Consider the following 23,330-nt stretch of genomic DNA (forward strand, 5'->3'; position numbering starts at 1 on the left):
ATACTCATGAATTTCATCAAGAAGATAAGTAGCCTGTGCGTGGTGTTTCTCGCCGTCGCCGGGTGCGGACCTTTAGATATAGCCCCGGTCGATCGCTTCACGGAACTCAACTTCTGGACGGCGGGCGAGAACGTGAACAATGCGCTGAACAACATCTACAGCGGCATGTACACCAGCACGTTATACTTTTATAACGAAGCGCTGTCGGACAATGCCTACACCGCCCAGGGATCGGCCGCGGGCAATCCGGAAGCCATCGCGAGCGGCAGTTTCACCTCGACGCTGCCCAAATTCCAGAATGACTGGTCGTTTTATTATCAGGGCATCAAGTCCTGCAACATCTTCCTGACGAACGTCGATCAGAACACGACGCTTCCGGCGGATGTCTTGGCCAGAATGAAAGGCGAAGTACGTTTCGTGCGGGCCTGGCACCATTTCAACCTCATGAAATGGTACGGTGATGTGCCTATTCTTGATCGCGACATATCGCCGGATGAAGCCAAAACCATTGCCCGCTCACCGCGTGCTACGGTCCTGAAATTTGTCACGGACGAACTGACGGCGGCCGAGGCCGTGCTGCCCTCCAGAGACGCGTATGCCCCCGCCGACAATGGTCGGATCACGAAAGGTGCGGCCATTGCGTTGCAGGCCAGAGTTTTACTCTACGAAGGCAATCGCATGGCGGACGTGGTGGCGCTCTGCGAAAAGTTGATCAACGATCAGACTACCAATGGACAGTACGGATTAGCGGCCAGCTACAGCGATTTGTTTAGCAGTCCTACGGTCAACAAAACCAGTAACGAATCGATTCTGGCGCTGCAATACGTCCCCAGCTTACGCACTTGGTCTGAGTATTTCGATTTTGCTCCCCGGTCGGTTGGGGCCAGAACGAACAGCCTGGCTCCAACTCAGGAACTGGTCAATGCATACGTGATGCTCAACGGCAAAGCGATTACCGAGGCTGGTTCGGGCTATACGGAAGCTAACCCATACGCCAATCGTGATCCCAGGCTGACCGCTACTGTTGTCTACGATCAGTACGTTTGGCGGAACGCGGATGGCACAACCCAGACCATCTACATCAAACCCGGCTCGGACCCCGTCCGGCCCGCCCTGAACGAGTACGCTCTCAACGGGCAGGGATCGCCCACGGGCTACTACTGGCGTAAATATTACGATCCCAACGGCCTGGCCAATTTTGCGTCGGGGTTGAACCTGCACCTGATTCGGTACGCCGATGTCCTACTGATGTACGCGGAAGCGAAGCAGAGTTTAGGGCAGATGAATGCGGACGTTTGGGACAAAACTATCCGGCCCCTTCGGCAACGGGCGGGCTTCACGGATGCAGCCGCGTTAAGCTTTCCGACTAGTGGCGATCTGACGCAGGTTATCCGTCGGGAGCGCCGGGCGGAGTTTGCCATGGAGGGACTGCGGATTGACGACATCCGGCGGTGGAAGATCGCTGAGGTTGTCCTCAACGGCTACGCACACGGTGCCCGATTCGGCGATCCAACGGTTGACAACGGCTACATCCGGGCGCAACGGCGTCAGTTTGATCCGGCCAAAAACTACCTGTGGCCGATACCCGCTTCCGAGTTGAATCTAAACAAGGCATTGACCCAAAACCCGGGTTACTAACCGTTCTAATCAGCACGCCCGATGAAAAATCTATTGACCTATGGTGGTGTGGCTTTAGTAGCCATGCTGTCAATTACTTCCTGTACCCAGACGGTCCGGGAGCTGAACCCTGCGGTAACGCCGGTCAGTACGCTGACGGCGCCCGAAAATAATACGAGTGTCAGGCTGGAGCCGAGCACACCGGCCAGTGTGCAGTTCAAGTGGGAGCCGACGCAAGCCGCAGAAGGGGTGTTGTACGAAGTGGCCTTCGATAAGCCCGATGGCGATTTCAGTAAACCGTTTTACAAGACAGTCTCCGATGGACTGGGCGTACAGCCGCAGCTAACCCTGAGCCATAACGACCTGAAGAAAATCGCGGCCCTGGGCGGTATAGCGGCTTCTTCCACGGGGAGCGTCAAATGGACCGTACTGGCTTCAATTGCCTTTAATCGTCAGGTGAGCACGGTCAACCGCGTCCTGACCATGACCCGGCCCGCTGGGTTCGCCGAACTACCTGACAGTTTATACCTAACGGGTACCGCAACCGAAGGGGGTGACGATCTAGCCAAAGGAATCCGGCTCAGAAAAACAGAGGACGGCGTCTTTGAAGGATACACGTCCTTAAAGGAAGGTACCTACTATCTGACGGATAAACTAACCGGCAACGGAAAACGATTCTACGTTGCCAGCGACACCATCCGGGAAGGCAATACGCCCACAACCCTGACCGGTCCGGCTAAAACGTATCGCCTACGGTACGATTTCAACATTGCCACGGCACAGGCTACAGAAATACAGTCGGTGGGGTTGTTTATGTCGGCTTACAACAAAGAGATCGGTACCCTGACCTACGCGGGCAATGGTGCCTGGACGGCCGCCAGCATCCCGGTTGAGTTTTACCCGTTCTCCTGGGGTCGGGATGAGCGGTACAAATTCGTGATTCGAACGGCCAGTGGCCTCGAATACATGGGCAGTTCGACCGTCAATAACAATAGCCCCGCCGGAGCACCGGCCTCGTATTACTACGTTCAACCGGTTTCCAATTCACAGTGGGACAACACCTACAAGTTCGACCCGGCCGCCGATGGGAAGAAGGTCAAAGTAGACCTGTTGCTTCGGGCGAATGCACCCTACACGCACCAGGTAACGGTGCTGCGGTAGGCTTAACCAGGCTTCATGGGCCTGCCGATGATCTATTTGAACATAACCTATGCTACGGGTACCGCCACTTGTAGCATAGGCTTACTCTTCCAGTTATGAAGCGCTTTCTTTTCAGTGTACTTTTAGCCGTTGTGGCCCTCACGCTCATTACAGCTTGTGAGGATAAGCAGCAACCGTCGCCGGTTGTCAGGCCCGACACGACGAAGCCGACTACGCCCGTCCCAACGGTGTCGCGTTACCTAACGGCGGCCAAGAAAACGCATGAGTATGTGCTGGCTAATTTACTGACGCCTTATAAGAGCTACCGGGTTAACGCGACCACCGACCCAACATCGGCGTTTGAATGGTACAATGTCAGCCAGATTTACGCGGATGCCGCCATGGTCAAATTGGGTGAAACGAGTCACGCAACATACATGAACGACAGCTTCAACTGGATGAGTCACTTCTGGGATGACGCTAAGCCTAACGGTGGTTACTTTGGCTTCGTGCGTATTGACGGCAGCGAAAAAGGGGCCGACACGCTGAAGTATATCGATGATAACGCCTTGTCGGGAATTGTTTATCTGGAGGCCTACGAAGTCAGTACTGGAGCCCAGAAAGCGGCTTATCTCGACAAAGCCAAAGCCTGCGCCAACTGGCTCATCAAGAGCGGTACCTGGGACAATACGTTCGACGGCGGCTTTTGGTGGAATACCGCCAAAACGGTGAAACCGACCCAGTCGAACGGCTTAGCCATGCAGCTATTCACGCGCTTGTACGCCATTACGGGGGAGTCGGTTTATCGGGAGTGGGCATCCGCCGTTGACAAGTGGTTATCAACCAAGTTATACGAAAGCAGCACCGGCCTTTTCGTCTGGCAGATTGACCGGGCAGGCAAACGGTTTACCGAAAAATTCACCTACGACAACGCCATTATGGTTGAAGCGTTTCTGCTCTACGGAGAGGTTATGAAAGACGCATCCTATCTGGTTAAAGCGCAGACCCTGGGCAACGCCATGAACCGGACACTCTGGGACAAAACCCACAACGTCTATATCTTCAACACCAGCGATCTCCGGATCAACCCAGCCTGGTGCGGCTGGGGCTCACAGGCAATGATTAAGCTGTATGAATCAGACAAAAACACGTCGTGGCTGGGTTACGCGCAGGGAAACATTGATGCCATCAACACAGTCCTGAGAGATCCCGGCACGCATGGGTACTATCAATTTGCTACTCTGAATGGGGCCGGTCGATACGCCAACATTGAAGGAGTCGACGTAGCCTGGATGCAACGTATTCAGGCGCTATTATCAAAATATCGGTAACCCGTAAACTGCCCCCATTCAATATAATTCTGTATGAAACAACTGACTTACGTTACCCTTTTAAGTGGCTTTGTTCTCACGTCGCTGCTGACCTCCTGCGCCGTAAAGCGGCCAAGTGTTCTCCGCTACGTCGATCCCAATATTGGAACGGCCCACAGCCGGTGGTTTTTCTATACGCCAGCGGCCGTACCCCACGGCATGGCCAAGCTGGCTCCGTCTACCAACGGCCACTACGGCAATAACCAAGGTTGGGAAGCGGTTGGGTACGACACCCGGCATAACTCCATCGAAGGCTTCGTTCATTTCCACGAGTGGCAGGTAGGCGGGGTGAACTTCATGCCAACTACCGGCGAGCTGAAGGTAAAACCCGGCGAGCTGGACAAACCGAACAGTGGTTACCGGTCCAACTTTGATCGAAAAAATCAGGTGGCCGAACCGGGTTACTACAAAGTATTACTGGACGATTACGGGATTACCGCCGAACTGACCGCAACTAAGCACGTCGGTTTTCACCGGTACACGTTTCCCAAAAACGATCAGTCGCGGGTTATTTTAGATATTGGCAGTGTGCAGGGCGAAAGTGGGGAGGTGCGAAAAGCGGAGGTCCGCATGACCGACGATACCCACTTTGAGGGATTCGTCACAACGTACCCCAAATACGTAAAAACCTACGATCCGAACGGGCAGGTCTCTATGTACATCTGGGGTGAGGTAAGCAAAAAGCCCCGTTCGGTTGGGTCTTTTACCGATGCGGGCGTGCAAGCAAAAAGCAATGCGGCTATTGGAAAAGGAGCTGGGTTATTCCTGGAATACACCACCGGTAGTAACGAGGCAATTGAGCTGAAGGTAGGCTTATCGTATACCTCCATGGCCAACGCGAAGGCGAATCTGGAGGCCGAGGCAGCGGGGCTATCTTTCGAAAAAGCCCGACAACAGGCGCAGAACACCTGGCAGACCGAACTGGGCAAGATTGCCGTTGAGGGCAACGAAACCAACAAGGTTAAATTCTATACTGGTTTGTTTCACGCCTTACTAGGGCGTGGGGTAGCCAACGATGTAAACGGCTCCTTCCCCCGGCACGACGGATCAATCGGTCAGTTACCCCGCGACAAAAACGGGAAATTCAGCTATAATTTTTACAATACCGACGCCATCTGGGGCGCGTACTGGAATCTGACCCAATTGTGGGCGCTTTCCTATCCGGAGCGGTACAATGACTTTGTGCAGACCCAGCTGGCGATCTACAAAGAACGGGGCTGGTTTGGCGACGGTATCGCCAACAGCAACTTCGTGTCGGGCGTGGGAACAAACTTTGTTGGGCTGGCCATTGCCGGAGCTTATCAGGCGGGCATACGAGACTATGATACGAATCTGGCGTACGAAGCCATCAAGGCTAACGAGCTGAGTGGACACAATCGGCCCGTTGGCTCTGGCAAACTGGACGTAGAGGCCTTTGTCAAGCGGGGATACGTACCTTACCTCGACGAAGACAAAACCGATTCGACCGGCTCTCATTTTGCCGCTTCCCACGCGCTGGAGTACAGTTTCAGTACGTTTGCTGCCGCTCAATTGGCGAAAGCTATGAACAAGCAGGCCGATTACCAGCAATTACTAAAACTCTCAAATGGCTGGAAGCTTCTCTTCGAACCGAAGGAGAAACTGGTTCGTCCTAAAAAAGCGGATGGCTCATTCATCGACAAGTTTGATCCCTACGAACCCTGGCGCGGCTTTCAGGAGGGCAATGCCGTGCAATACACCTTTTTCGTCCCGCAGAATCCGCAGGCCCTGATCGATACCATTGGTAAAGAAGAGTTCAACAACCGGCTCGACGGCATCTTCACGGCTGCGCAGAAAAATGGTTTTGGGGGCGGTAAGGAGATCGATGCGTTCGCCGGTATCAAGTCGATTTACAACCACGGCAACCAGCCTAACCTGCACATCAGCTGGCTATTCAACTTCTCCGGCAAACCCTGGCTGACCCAGAAGTGGACCCGTGCCATCTGCGATGAGTTCTACGGCACGGAGCCCATTCACGGCTACGGCTACGGGCAGGATGAGGATCAGGGCCAACTGGGGTCGTGGTATGTCATGGCCGCGCTGGGCCTGTTCGACGTCAAAGGCTTCACCGATCTGAGGCCTATTGTCGAGCTGGGTAGTCCGGCCTTTGATCAGGCCACCATTCGGCTGGGCGACGGGAAGCAGCTACGGATCGAAGCCAAGAATAACTCGGCCCAAAACGTATACGTGCAGTCGGCTACCTTCAACGGAAAACCCTTGTCGAATTGCTGGTTGTACCGGGATGAGCTGATGAAGGGTGGGAAGCTGACCTTCGTGATGGGCAGCCAACCCAACACACAATGGGGCAGTCAAACGCCCCCGCCTTCGGCTCAGTAGCTGGACGCTGTCGGTCACTACGCCCGTACACAACCTAAACAGAAACAAGTAATGACGTTGACTTCCTCAATCATAAAACAGCTTGTCTGTGTGGCTCTGGTCAGCTGGGTTTTCGCCTTGCCGACGGCAGTAGGGCAGTCGCCTAAAGCGTCGGCTGTTTACCTGAGCAGGGCCAGAGAAACTTACAGCAATGTCTGGCAGCGGTACCGCGTGCCGGCCTACAAGCTGTTCTCGGAAAATTACCCATCCAGCCGCAACGACACGCTGACGTACATGCAGGGAGGTGGTGTCAAGGAAAAAGCGGTAAGCTTTCTCTGGCCGTTTTCCGGCCTGTTCTCAGCGACCAACGTATTGCTGAAAGTGCCTTCCGAACAGAGGGTACAACGGCTGTATCTGGATAGTCTGGTGACCGGCATCGAAGCCTACCGCGATTCGAGCCGCTCGCCCGTTGGCTACCAGGCTTTCCCGGTTCAGTTTGAAAAGTCGGACCGCTATTACGACGACAACGGGCTGGTGGGCATTGATTACATGGAAGCGTACCTGAACACCAAGAATCCGCTTTATTTGAAGCGAGCGAAGGAAGTATTTACCTTCATTTTAAGTGGATGGGGCGACGAACTGGGCGGTGGCGTAACGTGGCTGGAAGGGCACCGCGACCAGAAACCAGCCTGCTCCAATGGGATGGCTACGCTCACGGCGCTAAAGATTTACCAGGGCACCAAGGACCCCTACTACTTACAGTGGGGCAAGAAGTTTTACGACTGGATGCACACGAACCTGCTCGACTCGACCGGCGTGTATGCCAATGATCGCAAAACAACGGGGGCGCTAAACCGGGTCTTTTACACGTATAATTCCGGCTCCATGCTCGAAGCGGCCGTATTGCTTTATGAGTTTACCGGCGATAAGCAGTATTTAATCCAGGCAGAAGAGCTAGCGAAGCGTGCATTCGTGCATTTCAACAAGCAGCCGCACCCGGCCTCCATGGCTATCCAGATTGATTTGCCGTGGTTTGTTACGGTACTTTTCAGGGGCTACGATGCCCTCTACCGCGTCAATGGCGACTACCAATACGTAGCAAAAATCAAAGAAAGTCTCGACTACGCGTGGCAGAATTCCCGGGATCAGTACGGCCTGGTCACCCACAGCTGGACGCCCAAACCAGCTGAACTGACAAAGCCGAAATGGTTACTGGACGAAGCTTGTATCGCTGAGTTGTACGCGCGACTGAGCCTGTTGGAACGCGAACGAGAAACGAGAAAATAAGCGTATATGGAAAATAAAGCGGTCATCGCCATCGACCTGGGAGGTACCCGTATCAAGCTGGGACTGGTCAGAGCGGGCAGCGTTTTGCTGACGGACCGGATGGCCTCGCAATCGGGGCAGGGGCTGCAAACCCGGCTACCGCAGATCAAGGCAACACTAGATCGGATGCTGGAAACCGCCGGTCTGTCAGCGTCCGATCTAGTCGGCATGGGCGTAGCGGTGCCGGGCATTGTTGACCCGATTCTGAAACGCGTCTTATCCATCAACGACAAATACAGCGACGCCCCTCAACTTGATCTGGCTGGCTGGGCCAGGGAGACATGGGGCATACCCCTTTATCTGGAAAACGATACCCGGGCGGCCCTGCTGGGCGAATGGCAGTACGGCAGCGGACAAGGCTACGATAACGTAGTACTGATGACGCTCGGTACCGGAGTTGGCACATCGGCGGTTATCGAAGGCCGCCTGTTACGGGGTAAACACTTTCAGGCGGGCATTCTGGGCGGGCATTTTGTTCAGAACACCCAGGGAAACCGCTGCAATTGCGGGGCGGTTGGCTGTGCGGAGGCCGAAGCGTCAACCTGGAGTTTGGGCCAGCGGGCAACTGCTCACAAAACATACGCCCAAAGTCTGCTTTGCCGGTATGACACCGTCGATTTCGAGGCCGTTTTTCGTTGTGCTGCCCAGGGCGATGCGCTGGCGACTACCTTGCGGGACGAAAGCATTGACGTATGGGCCACCTGCGCCTACAATCTGGTGCAGGCTTACGACCCGGAAGTACTCGTTCTGGGTGGCGGGGTGATGGCCAGCCGCGACGTTATTATTCCCCCAATCCAGCACCGCCTGAACCAAAATACCTGGGCTACGTGGGGCAACGTGGCCGTAGTACCTGGCTTACTAACTGATTCGGCAGCTCTGTTAGGAGCCGCTCATTTAGCATACAACCGTGAATTATGAACGTTTTAACACCATCGACTTTTGACAAACTCCCGGCTATTCGCATAGCCGGAGAAACGTGTATTACGGGTTGGGAGGCCATTGTCGCCACCCTACAGGACCGAATTCGGTCTCTAGGCCAGGCCAAAACTATTGTGGCCGTAGACACCTATCTGGGTGTCTACACTGATGAAGTTATCGCTGGCCTGGGTTCATTATCGGACCGGTTAACGGTCGTTGAAACCGGGCAGGCCCTGCGCAACCCGGGCGAGATTGACGCGCTGGTCGACGACTACGTAACGGACGATCCGGTATTTGGCTACGTTTGCCCTTTTGAACTGGCCCGCTTTTACGACGAAGACAAATTGGCGATCTGCCAGCAAAGGATTCAGGCCGTTACAGACGGCGTGGTACTGGTTGTTGGCATCGGAGCCGCACTGTTCGTCGATCAGCCCGACCTACTGCTGTATGCTGATATGCCCCGGTGGGAAATTCAACTTCGGTTCCGAAAAAATCGGGTGAGCAATCTGGGGGGGCAAAATCAGGACGCGGGGTTCGCGTACCAGTACAAGCGAGCATTCTACGTGGACTGGAAGGTGCTGGATCGCCACAAAAAGCAGTACATGGAACGCTGGGATTACGTAGTGGACACGACGCAGGAAGAAACGCCCAAGCTCATCAGCGGAACAGCCCTGCGCAACGCCATGGCGCTCACCGTTCAGCGGCCCTTCCGGGTTGTTCCGTTCTTTGATCCCGGTCCGTGGGGTGGCCAATGGTTGAAGGAAGTGTGCGACCTGGACCGGTCGGCCGTCAACTACGCCTGGGGATTCGACTGCGTACCCGAGGAGAATAGTCTGCTGTACAACTTCGACGGTGAAACGTTTGAGATTCCTTCCATCGACGTGGTGTTCTCTCATCCACAGGAACTGCTGGGGGAAAAAGTCTTCGCTGCATTCGGTGCCGAGTTTCCCATCCGGTTTGATTTTCTGGATACCATCGAGGGCGGCAATTTGAGTTTGCAGGTCCATCCCCTGCAGGCGTACATGCGGGAGAAGTTTGGTATGCCCTACACCCAGAATGAAAGCTATTATTTTCTGGAAGCGAAAGAGGATGCCTGCGTTTATCTGGGTCTGAAAGAAAATATCAATCCCGACAAGATGATCGGTGATCTGGAAAAGGCGCAGGACAGCGGGGTTGATTTCGACGCGGAACAATACGTCGAGAAATGGCCGATTAAAAAGCACGACCACGCGCTGATTCCCGCTGGGACAGTTCACTGCTCGGGGGCCAACAGCGTTGTCCTTGAAATCAGTGCGACGCCCTTCAATTTTACCTTCAAACTGTGGGACTGGGGCCGGACGGGATTAGACGGAAAGCCTCGGCCCATCTCTCTTGAACACGGAAAGAATAACATCCAGTGGGACCGGACGACGCAGTGGACAAAGGAGCACCTGCTCAATCAAATTCAGGAGGTTGGCAGCGGGGACGGCTGGCGGGAAGAGCGTACGGGACTCGATGAGGCTTCGTTCATTGAAACCCGTCGGCACTGGTTTTCAAAAGAAGTTTCCCACCACACAAACGGTGTCGTCAACGTGATCAACCTGATCGAAGGTGACGAAGCCACGATCGAAAGCCCCTCAGGCGCGTTCGAACCTTTTGTCGTTCATTACGCGGAGACGTTCATCGTACCGGCCGCAGTAGGTGACTATACGATAAAACCGTCCGGACCAAGCGAAGGGCAGGAAATAGGCACCTTAAAGGCCTATATCCGAACCGACAAGCTGAACGATTATCCGTTGAGGTGACGGTTTTATAAGCTGGTTTAGTCTCGTTCTGAAGCCTGTACTATAGCCAGTGAGCGGGCGTATATCTTACCGTCCAATGGATAAACTATCCCACACTGGTACTAAGCTGGAGTAGGTTCCGGTTTAAAAGCCCTTAACGCTGTATGAATTGAGCGTTAAGGGCTTTTGTAATGAACTGTATCTGAATTTCGAGTCTACTACAGGCTCTCGCAAGTGGCGGTGTAAAGGGGGAGTGACGGGCCCTATGTTCGGGACTGACCCCAAATCTGTAGCTTACATCCTGTAGTGTATCGAAGGGGATTCGTAGATGGTTATCGTACCTCAGTTGGAACAAAGACTAGTCAAACCGTCGATAATTGGTTCAGGTTAATGGATACCATCTTGTCATGAAACCTACTTTCTGGATTGGAATAGCTGCGCTGATTCTTGGCGCCTGGGTTGCCCGGCGGTCGGCAATTACCCTGTCGGTAACCGCCACGAAGCCTAATGTGTTGTTTATATTGACCGATGATCAGGGGTGGGGCGATTTGAGTCTTCATGGCAACCGCTTTCTTGAAACGCCTAACCTCGACCGGCTGGCTCATAGCGGTGCGCAGTTCGACCGCTTTTTTGTTAGTCCACTTTGTGCGCCCACTCGTGCCAGTTTGCTAACAGGCCGCTACCACCTTCGTACGGGTACCGTTTCCGTAACTCAGGGCTGGGAACGCATGCGTAGCGAGGAACTCACGCTGGCCGAAGTTTTCCGCCAGAACGGGTACGCTACCGGCTGTTTTGGTAAATGGCACAACGGAGAGCACGCTCCGGAAGATCCTAATGGTCAGGGTTTTGATGAGTTTTTAGGGTTTTGTGCTGGCCACTGGAATAATTACTTCGATACTGATCTGCAGCACAATGACCGCATGGTGGCTACGAAAGGATTCATCACTGATGTCCTGACGGATGCCGCCCTGGCGTTTATGAGTAACCATAAATCTCAGCCCTTCTTTTGCTACGTTCCCTTCAACGCTCCCCATAGCCCTCACCAGGTACCCGACCGTTATTTTGATAAGTATAAAGCAAAAGGCCTCACCGACGAAGATGCCAGTATTTACGGCATGGTCGAAAATATTGACGACAATGTGGGGCGTCTGCTAGCCAGGTTAGACCAACTCGATTTGGCATCAAACACAATTGTTGTCTTTGCGACCGACAACGGCCCTAATGGCCGACGCTTCAATGGTGACATGAAGGGCATCAAAGGGTCGGTTGACGAGGGAGGGGTGCGCGTACCGTTGTTTGTGCGATGGCCAGGAAAAATTCGTCCTGAAACTTGGATACGACCTAATGCGGCCCACATCGACTTAATGCCGACCCTAGTCGATTTATGCAAGCTACGCTTCAAGCCATCCCACCCGATTGATGGCCGTAGTCTGGTGAACTTTTTAGTCAATAAGACGGATACGCTACCCGATCGATTGCTGTTTACGCACGTAGCTGGCATGAGCGGGAACCAACTGCCTATGGAGCCGGGGGGGGTACGCACCGCTCAGTATCGCCTTGTTCTACAAAAAGGACAGACTCAACTGTATGATATGCTCCGTGACCCTTCACAAACGACAGATATAGCACCCGGACATGCCCAGCTAGTGCAGCGGCTGCAAGCGGCCTACGAGCACTGGTTTCGTGATGCGTCTCAGGCAGTAACTCGTTTCCGACCCGTGCCGGTGGCCGCTCGGCGGGTGCTATTGCAGGCCCCGGAAGCCCACTTTTCGGGTGAAATCCATTACAAACAAGGTAGCGGTTGGGCAAATGACTGGCTGGTAAACTGGCAGTCTCCCGCCGATTCAATTTGGTGGGAAGTTGATGTGCAACGGCCAGGGACGTATCAACTAAGTCTGCAATATACTTGCCCGGAGTCAGCCCACGGCACAATACTGAGTGCCACGGTCGGTCAGACGATGGTACAACAAACTCTGCCAGGAGGTTTCGACCCGCCTTTAAAACCCAGTCCCGATCGAATTCTCCGCAAGGAAGTGTACGAGAAGACATGGGCCTGGCTGCCACTGGGCCGAGTCAAGTTAGTTCGTGGTCGTCACCGGATTCTGCTACGGGCAATGGCGGTCCCCAAAAGCCAGGTGGCTGAGGTAAAAGCATTGCTGCTGACTGCTCAGTGAAAACCAGAGTTTTTGGACAGACGTAACTAAGAACAGATGTTATAACGTGCGTCGGTTGTATTCAGGATCGGACTATTGATCTCCAATTGATTTGAAAACCAATTTTGTCAAACTCTCATAAATAACGTGAATTATGGATAACTCCCCATTTAACTGACTGATAGTAAGTACATAGTGAGCAAGTGATAGCGAGATTTGCACTGCCAAGTAACAAAACTCAATCACCTGCTCCTATGCTTCGCGAAGATAAGGCCCTTAAATTAATTGAGATCTTCATCACCTGTGATGATTTTTGCAATGTCCTGACCCAGTGGCAAATGCAGCAAGGCACCTTGCCCACTATTCGACAGGGCGAGTTAACCGACAGTGAGATGTTAGCGATCACAATCTTCTATCATCATTCAGGGGCCAAATGCTTTCAGTACTATTACCAAGACTGGGTAGAGGCTCAACTAAGGAGTTATTTTCCCAAGTTGATCAGTTACGAGCGATTCGTGGCCCGTATGCCTCGCTTACTACCTGGACTTTTTGTACTCTTAAAATGGCTTTGTGCCCAAGGCCAGCGAACCGGCTTCTACATTGTCGATAGTAAACCGCTGGCCGTCTGTGATAACCATCGCATCCAGGCCAATAAGGTCTTTGCTGGCCTGGCCGCCCGTGGGAAGTCCTCTATGGGCTGGTTCTTTGGGCTAAAAGCGCATTTAGTCATTAATATATATTCCGGAGATACTGTGCCAGCCAAAACGGCTAAAGTGGGCCACGGTGGATAAGGGGCGAAGAGGGCATAAAAATAATCAGGATCCGGTTAAATCATTCGTTTTTTTGATGCGCCTGCGCATTGACTCGCCTTGCAACTCAATGCGGTGTGCCTGATGCACGAGTCGATCCAAGATTGCATCGGCCAGCGTTGGTTCAGCTAGGTACTCATACCACTTAGACACCGGTAACTGCGAGGTAATGATCGTAGCCGACCGGCCATGGCGATCTTCAATGAGTTGCAGCAAAGCCAGTTTGGCATTCATGTCTAGACTCGATAGGCCCCAATCGTCCAGGATCAATAACTGCAACCGCTCCAGACGGGCAAGCTCCCGAGTATAGGAGCCATCCGCTCGAGCCAGATGCAGTCGTTCCATAAGTTTAGGCATAGAGAAGTAGCCCACCCGCAGCCCTCGTTGACAAGCCTGGTAGCCCAGACATGTAGCCAGATAGCTTTTGCCACAACCAGTGGCACCGGTGATGAGAATGTTTTCGCCCCGTCGTACAAAAGAGAGGTCGCCCAGGCGAAGTACCATACTTTTGTCCAACTGCCGATCAGGCGTGTAAATAACTTCTTCCAGGCTGGCCTGATACCGAAAACGAGCCTGGGTAATGGCAGTTCGCGTTTTGCGTTCCTGCCGGTATTCGTGTTCGGCATCCAGCAGCGAAGCCAGGAGATGGTCGGTGGGCGGCCACTGATTAACCGGTAGACGCAGAAGGGTTTCCCAGTGGGTGGCCATGCCCTGTAATTTTAATTGACGCATGCGCTCGAGGGTTGCTTGTGTATTCATGAGTTGATGGTTTAATGGTTAGCTCTTTTTATCCCCTTTACCCCTTTATTATTGATAGACATCGGCTCCCCGGATGTTCTCATGAGTTGGCAGAGGCTTATGGGTTACCTCCGTTGAGGTAGTCTTATCTAAATTGCGCTCCAGGATGCTACGGATCAACTTGTAGGAGACAGCCCCATACGTTAACGCCCGCTCACAGGCCCCCTCCAGGCGTTGCTGGCCAACCTTGGCTACCAGCGATAGTACGCCGGCACAGGAACGGAAGGCCTGTTGGGGATAGCTCCGCGTGTGGAGCAGTTCCTGAATGGCCAGTCGAGTATGGGGACCGATCTGGCTGGCCTGATCGATAAAGTACTCCGCAGACCACTGGCTCAGCCATTGTTGTTGGCTGGGCAGGTGTTCGCGACGGGTGGTGTACTGATAGGCCTCGGGTTGGCGCTCATGAAGCGCAATCCGCTGATGATCATGGTAAATCTCCACGGTCTGAGCGGTGTAAACCAGCTTAACGCTCTGGCCCACATGCCGGTAGGGTACGCTATAATAGTGCTTGTCTTCCCCTAACAGTACATGACAGTTGGGATGCACTTTGGCCATGCGAAAGGCTTTGGACCGGTAAGGCTGTAGCGGCAAAGGCATCAGCGTGGCTTCTTCCAGGGTCTCAAAACGCTGACGTCTTGAGTAGGGCTTACCCTGAAAGCACTGCCGGTTGTGGACTTCTACTTGTTGAGCAATAGCTTGGTTCAGTTCCTTCAAAGAGTGAAAGCTCTGTTCTTGTAGGGGAACATATACCCGACTATAGAGAATGGAGATGGTCTTCTCCACCAGCGCTTTATCGCGCGGCTTGCCACTACGGGCTGGATAGATACAGGTACTGTAATGAGCCGCAAAGTCTTCAATCGACTCGTTCAGATCAGGCTCATAGCGGTTGGCTTTGGTCACGGCGGCTTTCAGGTTATCGGGCACAATGGCCTCGGGGACACCACCAAAGTAGGTTAGCGCATCGGATAAGGCTTGTAGGAAATCGGCTTTTCGCTGACTGGCAACCGCTTTAGCAAAAGTGAGTTGGGAACAGGCCAGCACGGCGACAAAAAGCTCGACTGGCTGAGGCTGACCGGTAGTTGGATCGACCAGGGCTAGCTTTTTACCGGCATAATCGACGAAAAGCGTCTCCCCAGCTTTGTGCTCCAGGTGCATCACCGTCTGCTGGTTGAGTCGCCAGGTCCGGTAGCGCTCACAAAATTGGGAGTACTGGATGGCATTGGGGTTAGCCTGCTTATAAGCTAGCCATAAGTGATGGCGGGTCACACCCGGCTTGGCCAATTGGGCTTCGTAGTTCTCAAATCGTTGGTAGAGATCACCCAGCCGATCGGCCTCTGGTTGGGGTACACGATGAGTGAACAGGCGGTGAAGTTGATCATCCTGCCAGCTCAAAGCCTGAGCCAAGTCCGAAAAATGCGCTTCGACTATACGCAAATAGTGTTCGACGGTGGTTCGGGAAATGGCTAAAGCCGAAGCAATCCGGCGCTGGCTGAAGCCCTGCTGGCGGAGTTGAAGAATCCGACGGAGTTGAAACATAGGTAAGCGAGAGTTAGCCATGCTTGACTACAAACGTGAGTGATGTTCGTTCACGTCAGGGCCAAACTAGGGGTCTTGGCTCACTTATCCACGATGGCCCATTTTGTGCCGGAATACCCGGCCGGATTGGGCCGGAATGACTGGCTTACTTTATGCCGGAATATATATTAATCAGTACGGCGAGTTAATCAATTTTATCATTACGCCTGGTAATGTCTCGGACAACAACGCCAGCTTATTGCCAGAGCTACTGGCGGATTTGCAGGGACAGTGCTTTGGCGACCGGGGGTATTTGACTAAACTGTTTGCCGAGTTTTACCAGCGAGGTCTTCATTTAGTAACCAAGCTTCGACGCCGGATGAAGAACACCTTGATGCCCTTGAGTGATAAACTCAACTTACGCAAGCGCGGCTTAATCGAATCGGTCAATGCCTTGCTAACATCGGTCTTCGACCTCGAACACACTCGCCATCGGAGTGCGCTTAATAGCCAGATCAATGTCTTGGCAGGTTTGATCGCTTATTGTTTTCATGACCGTAAGCCATCTATTGTGATCCCAGTTCAAAAACGCATTTATCCATAATTCACGTTAAATAAAGTGTCCGGCTATGCAGGACTACCCCACAGTTGATTCAACATCAAATCAATTTGCTATAAGGTACCATCCTGATTTCATCGCTCAAAATAACAAACAGCCTACCAGTTCGGCCATTCTTCGGGTGAATTACGCTATCGAGCGCCCGTTCTTAGCAACCATCAAATGATATTCACCATTTGATGTAAATCGTATTTAAGCTTGCGTTTGAGATCAAAAAAGGGAGAAGTTGCGGTCCATTGAGGGTCGATCAGTTTAGAGAACTGTTTGGTCTTGACTTTATCGTTTGGTGATTACAAAGTTGGCACGACTCTCAACTTTTCTCAATTCCCCAACACCATCTAAAGTTACTTTAGCTGAACAACGAAAACAGTTGTTATAAGTGCCTTCTTTGTTAGTGAACTGCATCAATTAAGGATTGCTTTAACTATTTTGTCAATATACCCTCCCTTTGACGATACATTTCCGCTGATGGGTATTTCGTACACATGATTTTGGGCTGCATATTCTTGCAGAGATTCATTACCGGGTCGTTGCCAGCGATCTAAACCAGCCGCCTGTAAGTCGCCGTTGGGGTCGAGGATAAATGAGTTTAACCGCAAATCAGCATTGCCAATTTCAGTTTGTAACTCCGTTAACTTCTGATACAACTGTATTTTGTCACTTGACCAGGCGTGTTCTTCATTACGTAGGCCGTGGGGGTCAATGAACGTTAGGTACTGTTTGGTGCCGGTCTTTTCTTTTATCCATAGCATAAAGTCAGGGAAGAAGCCACCTGACGCTTCAAAGTAGAAACCAAACCCTTTACCCCGGCTCAGATTTCGTAACAAGTAGAAATCATAATCACTATATCCATTCGTGTCTTTGTTACCAATGAATAACCGTAAATGGTCTATAAACCGCAATTCGCCTTTATTGAGACCGGCGGGCGTGACACGTTCGACGACCGGAATACTATTAGCGGTCAACGCCTGCTGCTGACTTTCATCGGCTAATAGCGGTTGATACAAATGTGCTTCTAACCAGCCATTTTTAAGCGTTGCGTCGGTTTCCATTCGGGATGGATATCCAGGTTGTGCCAACAGATTATTAATACGTTTCAGCGTCAGGTCTATCCCCGCCAATTCATTACCTAATGCGTCAGTTGTCATTACCTCCACCGACCACGATAAACCGTTGAGATTGCCATTAGTTTCGTCTAAAACAGCCGTTTGTAGATACCGACCTTCATACGCCCGTAATCGCCGTTTATAGAAATTTTCCATATACTTTTTACACAGCGAAAAGGTCAGTTTTTGTAATCGGTCGATGCTGGCCACCGATTGGATTTGTAATTCCTCATCGGCAATTACTTGGTGCCGAATATTTGCGAACAGACTGGGTAGGCTCTCGCGCTGAATGTGCAGGTTTGTGTACTGCTTCTCGCGCCGGACCTGTTGCAACTGACGATAGATCAACGACCAGTCAACCCAGCCAGCGAACGGATGCAACGAAAAGGGCCTGCCTATACTGGTAGTTTGCCTAACGGCGTTACCAACCGCCGAAAACCGTTTACTGGCAAAATCGAGAGATATTGCAGTCATTGTGCTATCAGCTTCCAGCATAAACACAGGCTGGGTATGAAAAGCAGGTATGCTCTCATTTCGTTGCAGCGTTAACAACTGTAATTTGGCTAAATCGTGCGTAATTACGGTTGGGAATGTAATCGTTTCGACTGTGGTGCTAATGCCTTCCTTGTGCAAGTCCTCGTTGAACCGGCGCATGTAATCAGCTCGCAGACCGAAGATGTTGAGTGTTTCGTTGATGTGAATGGTATTGGGGGCATCGGGTTGACCCTGCGACCGTTTCAATGAACCGTCTTTGCCCCGCAACCGGACCCCCCGGCCAAACAATTGAATGATCTGAGCGCCTTTGGCCCGACCGAAATTGATTAACCCAATACCCGACACCCTAAAGTTATTCCAACCTTCTATAAATTTTCGTGCACCAATGAGCAGATTGATTGGGTTACTCGACTGGTCGGACAAGGCTCCAAACAGGCTTTGGCTGATAACTACATCACGCTTAATTTCATAACCTTCTCCAAGCGATGATTTGAACGTGCTGACATCACCTATGTAAATCAGACCGAAATAATGGTCGGACCCGCGTAGGCGAAGCCCGATTTCGGCATTGTTGTTCCGAAGAGTATAGAGTTCCAGAGGTTCGGCAGAGGGAGCGTTGAAGACCCGGCTGATAATTAGATTATAAACCTCCGCATCAGTCGGAAATTCGTTAAGTAGGTAATCTAATCTACTTCGGTAATCGCCAGGGAATAGTCCACCATTGTTTCGTAAAGCTGTTATCCAGCTTACATACTGACCTCGGTTAGTAGTAAAGTCGAGAAAGAAATCCAGTACTGTTTTTACGTCACTTATAACATCTTCATTCTCTCGTTTTTCAGAGGTACTGGCACTCGTTTTGGGAACAACCGAACTACCTACAAACACCAGTAACGGGTTTTCGAGTTGGTAGGTTTGCATCTGCTCAGGTTGCCTGTAGTAATGCAGTTTTTGCTGGGCAAACAGCAGTAAGTTTTGTAATAGGTATTGCCGTTTTACGGTTTCGCCCGTTAGGTCGTTGTCGGTAAGGTTATGAATCCAGTATGATTTACCGTATCCATCAGCATAAAACCGGCCGTAGCTGTAATCAAAGGCAATGCAACGGCTGTATTCAGCCAACAGGTCCCTGTCTGTAATTTGCCCAAACGTAGCACTGTACTCAAAAGCGAACCCCTGCCGACTAATTCGGTTGCGTACTTCCCGCCAAACACTGTCTTCGGTTTTGCTTCCCTTATGGCCTTCATCAACAAAAAGGGCGTTCTGTTCCTCGAACTCAGCAACCGGAATAGTTACGCCACCGGAGAAGGTTTTTTCTAACTTCAATTTCGAGAGTTCAATCACTTTTACGCCGGGTCCATCTTTGTCCTCGGCGTAAGGCGTAGCCAGCAAATTACTCTGAGCCATCTCGCGCAGGTGTTGCTGGCTAAGTTCCTCGGATGGTGTGAGCAGAATCAGATTTTTAATGGGGAGAGTATAAAGCCTGATGTAATGCCGAACCTGCAATATGTTGAGGTGCAGCAGGTACGTTTTGCCCGAACCGGTGGCATTCCAAAACGCCAGTTTATTCAACTCATCCGCAACAAAGGCGGGTACTTTGCGCAGTTCTCGATTGGGTGATTGCTGGCGGAACCGATTGAGCCGCGCCAGCCAGTCGGCTTTATCGGCGTAGTACTGATTCAGGTAATGTTCGGCAAAAAGAGCTGAGAAATACTGGTAGTATTTCAGGCTTATAGGGGCACTCCGGCCCTCGTTGATGTGGGCCAGATGCCGAATTAAATTTTCGTCGTATTGTTGGAGCAAAGTAGGTGGCACTACCCGCCCCGGACGCACCATAAGGTTCTGAAAAATAAGCGATGATTCAGACTCGTCGGACCGCAGTTCGTACTCGCTGAACGATTTACGCAGGTCGGCAAAATCGCGGAAGCCAAATTCCGCCAGCAGGAATTGGACTAACAGTAACTGTTGATTAAGCATAGGAGGGGCGTTAAACGGCGCTGTCCCAAAGCAACCGGACAAATTCAGTTTCGATAGCTTGCGCTCCAAAACCGTTGTCGGCGTTAGCATAAATTAGTGCGGTGGTATCATACCAGGGCTGGGACAGTACCCAATCGCGTTCGGCAGTGAAGTCGGTGGCTCCCTCTTCGGGCTTTCCTTCTATCACGTCGCGCCAGATGATGAGGTAGGGTTGAAGGCCCTTTTGCCCCACCACAACCCGGTATTCGCGGGACTGATGTTCGGCTACATGATACCGTACCACACGTAACCCCAGCAGGTAGTTAAACGTCGTGATGAGGTCGATGGGTTGATCGTCGCGGATTTCGTTTTGCCGCACTACCCGCAGCGTGTATGAGAATGGGCGCATGAATTTGTCGGGGTTAAGTAAACTGCCCGATGTGCGGGTGCCGTAATCGAGTGAATACCGGATTTTATCCAAAAATGATAGCTCACTACCTTCCTGCACGGCGGCATCGCTGAACTCAATGTTGTTCAATGTATCTTCGTACTGCTCCAACCGCATGTATTGAAACAGGTGGCTACTCCCTACGCCAATAGGTTTTCCATTGCGCCAAGTATCGGAATAGATTACTTTTTTTACGCGCCGAATCAACGTTTTGTCAAAATAATCGCCCATTTCAACCAGAACGTAAGGACGGGACTTATTATCTACATGTTGCAGACTCAATACGGCATCAGCCGTTGTCCCTGACCCGGCAAAGAAATCCATCACAGTTTCACCTTCAAACGTAGTTTGCTCCACAAACCGCCGAATCAGAGTAGTAGGTTTCGGATTGGCGAAAAGCCCCCTTTCCCCAAAAAGATCAGCCAACTGTTTTGCACCATCTGTATTATCAGGCAGAACAGACTTCGCAACATCGGTTTCAGTCTTATGCAAGAATTTTTTAATTCTTGGTACGGTAGTTTCATCATTCCCAAACAAAATCATGTGTTTATCCAACATCGACTCAAAAGATTGAGCGTCATTGCCGGGAATTTTATTTTGCCGCCACAGCCAACCGCGTTGCGGGCAAGCACATGGCTGGTTAGTTTTAGGGTGCAATGGTTTGTAAAATCTGTATTCTGGACTATGAGGGTTTCTGTGATCTGCTGTCAGCGAACTTGAATTAGGCCAAGATGCGTCAGTACTTGTGAAGGGTCTGATCACAGCTTTCTTTGATTCAGCTTCTATCTCACTTACATATTCATCATCTATTAGGCGGTATTCAGCATATTTGTAGTTGTAAATGGCTTTCCAATCATCTTCGCCCTTTGCATCTTCCCAATCTATTCCAGCGGTTTCAGCGGCATCTTTGAGTTCCTGTACATGTGTTTTGTACAGATTTTTCAATTCCTGACGAATTGTTTCTACAGACGGATAGTCTGAATTTAACCGGTTTATGAGCTCAACAACTTCATCAAAGCCTGGCTTTTGCTGCCGGAACATATTCGGGATTTGTTCAACTAAAGCCCGGTTTTTGGCATAACAAAATACGTATTCGTGATTACGGGAATACGTCTTAGAATCGTTGTGTGTGGTGTTCTTCGTCCAGATGATGACCTCCACGTAATTCTTCTCCCCAAATACAGCATCAAGTAACAAATAGAGCCGGTGCGATTCTTTAAACTCTTCTTTCTTGTCGTTCAAGCTCACAAACAGGACCCCATCAGGCGTTAGGGAGTCACGAGCGGCAACCAGTCGGTCGTGCATCATACTCAACCAACTTGAGTGCTGAAAGCTGTCTTTATAGGGAAAATCATTCTCGCCGGTATTATACGGCGGGTCGATATAAATGCACTTAACCTGATTGCGGTATTTAGGTTTCAGGAAGTTGAGGGCTTGCCAATTTTCGGAGTTTAGTAGCAGGCCATTGGTTTGGGCATCGAGGTTATCCAAGGCAGCCAATAATTTCCATTTTAGGGCGTCGGGTAAATAAGCCGTATCCAGCACCAGTTTGTCGTTGGCGAGCAGGTAATCCTGGTTAAGGACAGTATCTTTATCAATAAAGCCCAGCGTTTGCCAGTCGGCTTGCTGCTTCTGGTCGGGGTCGGTTAGCACATGGCTCAACACGGCATCGCGTACCGGGTCGGGAATACGGTCGAGGGTAAGGCAGTAATCGGCCTGCACTACAAACTTACGCTTCTCAAAAAGCCGTTTCTGAAACTCTTCCAGTTCGCCCAGAAACTCAATGATGGTCAGGGCCAGTTGACGGATGGTTGATGCCAGTGTTACGTTCAGGCTGATGCTGGTTTGTACGTCGGCATCAGTCCACCTGGGGTCAAGGAAGTTAACGGCCAGAACTTCGTTTTTCAGGAAGAAATCAAGTTCCCGCCGTAGAAACCCCCTCAGGTCTTTATGGATGAAATAGTCAAACTTGTTCACGGCCATAAACCGCTCCAAGTGATACTGGAACGTGGAAACAGAATCTTTACCCCGCTTCCGATTGGTTTGGAAAAGCGTAATCAGCTCAACGTCGGCGGTTTGGCCGATTCGGTCAGGCAGCAGGGTCAAGAGTTTTACTACAACGCCCTTATCGGCGGTGCGCTGGGCCGGTTTTATTTCCCAAGCCGCGATGTCTTCGGGTGTTGGAAGCCGATATTCAAACCAGATCGTCAGGCGGTTATTAGAGAAAGTAAACCAAGTATCGGCATCAGGTAAGCCCACCGGAATAAACAACCGTCCCTTTTCTTCTTTATTGTTATTGAGCGAACTCTCAGCATCGCGAAGGCGAAACTCAACGGTACGCTGGTGTGCCGGGTCGGTAGCCGTATTGGTAAAGACATAGTTGCGAAAGCTCTCGCCGGTCTTAATGTAGTATTGGTCATAATTGGCCCAATACAGTTTTACTTCTTCACCGTTATAAGGAATCAGGTAGCTGTCACGCCCAGCGCGGGGTTTGGTAATAAAGTCGCCTTCTTCGTAATACCGTTCAAAAAACTGGTATAGTCGATTATAGATGTCACGTTCTGTATCGGCAGATACCTGCACGTTTGCCAACTGCTGTTTAGCCTGTAAAAACTTCTGGTAGGGTTCCTGAAATATCGGCAACTGCCCGTACTGATTGGCTTTAGTTTCCAGGTCGTCGGGAAGGTCGAAGTTAATACCGAACTGCGTAGCTAGTTGTTGCTGCGCTTCGTTCAGAGTGGTTGTAGCATCAGTAGCTTCGCGTCCGGCAATTTTATTACGAACAGATTCAACAACCGCGTCGAGTTCTACATCGAGGAACTGCGTAACCTCGGCAGCTTTAAGGTTCAGAATGCGATAGATGCCAAAATCTAAGTCGGTATGGTTCAGTTGAAAGAGTTCGCGAAGTAGTTCTTTAAATTGGTCTTTGGCAGCTAGAGCCATAATCGGGTAATACTATGTAGTTCAAA

General features: G+C 51.3%; 14 protein-coding genes. 10 read left to right on the forward strand and 4 right to left on the reverse strand.

Features of this window, described 5'->3' with window-relative positions; genetic code table 11:
- Nucleotides 1-6: 6 nt before the first annotated feature.
- The 9 genes from HU175_RS08405 to HU175_RS08445 all read left to right on the forward strand — a co-directional run bounded on the left by HU175_RS08405 (nt 7) and on the right by HU175_RS08445 (nt 13,412).
- A complete protein-coding gene (locus HU175_RS08405; RefSeq protein WP_176566166.1) occupies nt 7-1,638 on the forward strand; it encodes a RagB/SusD family nutrient uptake outer membrane protein in 1,632 nt (543 codons plus the stop codon).
- Nucleotides 1,639-1,659: 21 nt separating this feature from the next.
- On the forward strand, nt 1,660-2,778 hold the full coding sequence (locus HU175_RS08410) for a SusE domain-containing protein (protein ID WP_176566167.1): 1,119 nt from the start codon (nt 1,660-1,662) through the stop codon (nt 2,776-2,778).
- 95 nt (nt 2,779-2,873) lie between these two features.
- Complete coding sequence (locus HU175_RS08415; RefSeq protein WP_176566168.1) at nt 2,874-4,088, forward strand: glycoside hydrolase family 76 protein; 1,215 nt, start codon at nt 2,874-2,876, stop codon at nt 4,086-4,088.
- Between the two features lie 33 nt (nt 4,089-4,121).
- Nucleotides 4,122-6,482, forward strand: a complete 2,361-nt coding sequence (locus tag HU175_RS08420) for a GH92 family glycosyl hydrolase (protein WP_176566169.1) — start codon at nt 4,122-4,124, stop codon at nt 6,480-6,482.
- Between the two features lie 51 nt (nt 6,483-6,533).
- Complete coding sequence (locus HU175_RS08425; RefSeq protein ID WP_176566170.1) at nt 6,534-7,748, forward strand: glycoside hydrolase family 76 protein; 1,215 nt, start codon at nt 6,534-6,536, stop codon at nt 7,746-7,748.
- Between the two features lie 6 nt (nt 7,749-7,754).
- Nucleotides 7,755-8,705, forward strand: a complete 951-nt coding sequence (locus HU175_RS08430) for an ROK family protein (protein WP_176566171.1) — start codon at nt 7,755-7,757, stop codon at nt 8,703-8,705.
- Nucleotides 8,702-10,489 carry a class I mannose-6-phosphate isomerase gene (locus HU175_RS08435; protein ID WP_176566172.1) on the forward strand — a complete coding sequence of 596 codons (1,788 nt, stop codon included), beginning with the start codon at nt 8,702-8,704 and terminating at the stop codon, nt 10,487-10,489. Before HU175_RS08430 ends, HU175_RS08435 begins: the two co-directional genes overlap by 4 nt.
- 386 nt (nt 10,490-10,875) lie before the next feature.
- Nucleotides 10,876-12,642 (forward strand): arylsulfatase, encoded by a 1,767-nt coding sequence (locus HU175_RS08440; protein WP_176566173.1) that lies wholly within the window; start codon nt 10,876-10,878, stop codon nt 12,640-12,642.
- 233 nt (nt 12,643-12,875) lie between these two features.
- Nucleotides 12,876-13,412 (forward strand): transposase, encoded by a 537-nt coding sequence (locus tag HU175_RS08445; protein WP_176566174.1) that lies wholly within the window; start codon nt 12,876-12,878, stop codon nt 13,410-13,412.
- A 24-nt stretch (nt 13,413-13,436) separates the two neighbouring features.
- Here the strand turns inward: HU175_RS08445 and istB are convergent, their stop codons facing one another.
- Both istB and istA read right to left on the reverse strand, forming a co-directional pair.
- The gene (gene istB / locus HU175_RS08450) at nt 13,437-14,189 is read right to left on the reverse strand and encodes an IS21-like element helper ATPase IstB (protein WP_176566175.1); all 753 of its coding nucleotides are present in this window, start codon (nt 14,187-14,189) and stop codon (nt 13,437-13,439) included.
- A gap of 48 nt (nt 14,190-14,237) precedes the next feature.
- Entirely contained in the window at nt 14,238-15,764 is a 1,527-nt protein-coding gene (gene istA / locus HU175_RS08455) for an IS21 family transposase (protein ID WP_228724144.1), read from the reverse strand.
- A gap of 136 nt (nt 15,765-15,900) precedes the next feature.
- Here istA and HU175_RS08460 point away from each other — a divergent pair, with 136 nt between their 5' ends.
- Entirely contained in the window at nt 15,901-16,347 is a 447-nt protein-coding gene (locus HU175_RS08460) for a transposase (protein WP_176566177.1), read from the forward strand.
- A 419-nt stretch (nt 16,348-16,766) separates the two neighbouring features.
- Here HU175_RS08460 and HU175_RS08465 read toward each other — a convergent pair whose 3' ends face one another.
- Together HU175_RS08465 and HU175_RS08470 are read right to left on the reverse strand one after the other, a co-directional pair.
- On the reverse strand, nt 16,767-19,934 hold the full coding sequence (locus HU175_RS08465) for a DEAD/DEAH box helicase family protein (protein WP_176566178.1): 3,168 nt from the start codon (nt 19,932-19,934) through the stop codon (nt 16,767-16,769).
- A gap of 10 nt (nt 19,935-19,944) precedes the next feature.
- Nucleotides 19,945-23,304: a site-specific DNA-methyltransferase gene (locus tag HU175_RS08470; protein WP_176566179.1), complete on the reverse strand. Its 3,360-nt coding sequence runs from the start codon at nt 23,302-23,304 to the stop codon at nt 19,945-19,947.
- Nucleotides 23,305-23,330: the final 26 nt, after the last annotated feature.

Origin of the sequence: Spirosoma sp. KUDC1026 (assembly GCF_013375035.1) — a bacterium.
GTDB lineage: Bacteria > Bacteroidota > Bacteroidia > Cytophagales > Spirosomataceae > Spirosoma.

Bases quoted from the DNA above. Each gene is read 5' to 3' on its own strand.
- istB (WP_176566175.1), bottom strand. From the start codon at position 14,189: ATGAATACACAAGCAACCCTCGAGCGCATGCGTCAATTAAAATTACAG.
- HU175_RS08430 (WP_176566171.1), top strand. From the start codon at position 7,755: ATGGAAAATAAAGCGGTCATCGCCATCGACCTGGGAGGTACCCGTATC.
- HU175_RS08460 (WP_176566177.1), top strand. From the start codon at position 15,901: ATGACTGGCTTACTTTATGCCGGAATATATATTAATCAGTACGGCGAG.
- HU175_RS08415 (WP_176566168.1), top strand. From the start codon at position 2,874: ATGAAGCGCTTTCTTTTCAGTGTACTTTTAGCCGTTGTGGCCCTCACG.
- HU175_RS08425 (WP_176566170.1), top strand. From the start codon at position 6,534: ATGACGTTGACTTCCTCAATCATAAAACAGCTTGTCTGTGTGGCTCTG.
- HU175_RS08470 (WP_176566179.1), bottom strand. From the start codon at position 23,304: ATGGCTCTAGCTGCCAAAGACCAATTTAAAGAACTACTTCGCGAACTC.
- HU175_RS08465 (WP_176566178.1), bottom strand. From the start codon at position 19,934: ATGCTTAATCAACAGTTACTGTTAGTCCAATTCCTGCTGGCGGAATTT.
- HU175_RS08440 (WP_176566173.1), top strand. From the start codon at position 10,876: ATGAAACCTACTTTCTGGATTGGAATAGCTGCGCTGATTCTTGGCGCC.
- HU175_RS08410 (WP_176566167.1), top strand. From the start codon at position 1,660: ATGAAAAATCTATTGACCTATGGTGGTGTGGCTTTAGTAGCCATGCTG.
- HU175_RS08405 (WP_176566166.1), top strand. From the start codon at position 7: ATGAATTTCATCAAGAAGATAAGTAGCCTGTGCGTGGTGTTTCTCGCC.
- istA (WP_228724144.1), bottom strand. From the start codon at position 15,764: ATGTTTCAACTCCGTCGGATTCTTCAACTCCGCCAGCAGGGCTTCAGC.
- HU175_RS08420 (WP_176566169.1), top strand. From the start codon at position 4,122: ATGAAACAACTGACTTACGTTACCCTTTTAAGTGGCTTTGTTCTCACG.
- HU175_RS08445 (WP_176566174.1), top strand. From the start codon at position 12,876: ATGCTTCGCGAAGATAAGGCCCTTAAATTAATTGAGATCTTCATCACC.
- HU175_RS08435 (WP_176566172.1), top strand. From the start codon at position 8,702: ATGAACGTTTTAACACCATCGACTTTTGACAAACTCCCGGCTATTCGC.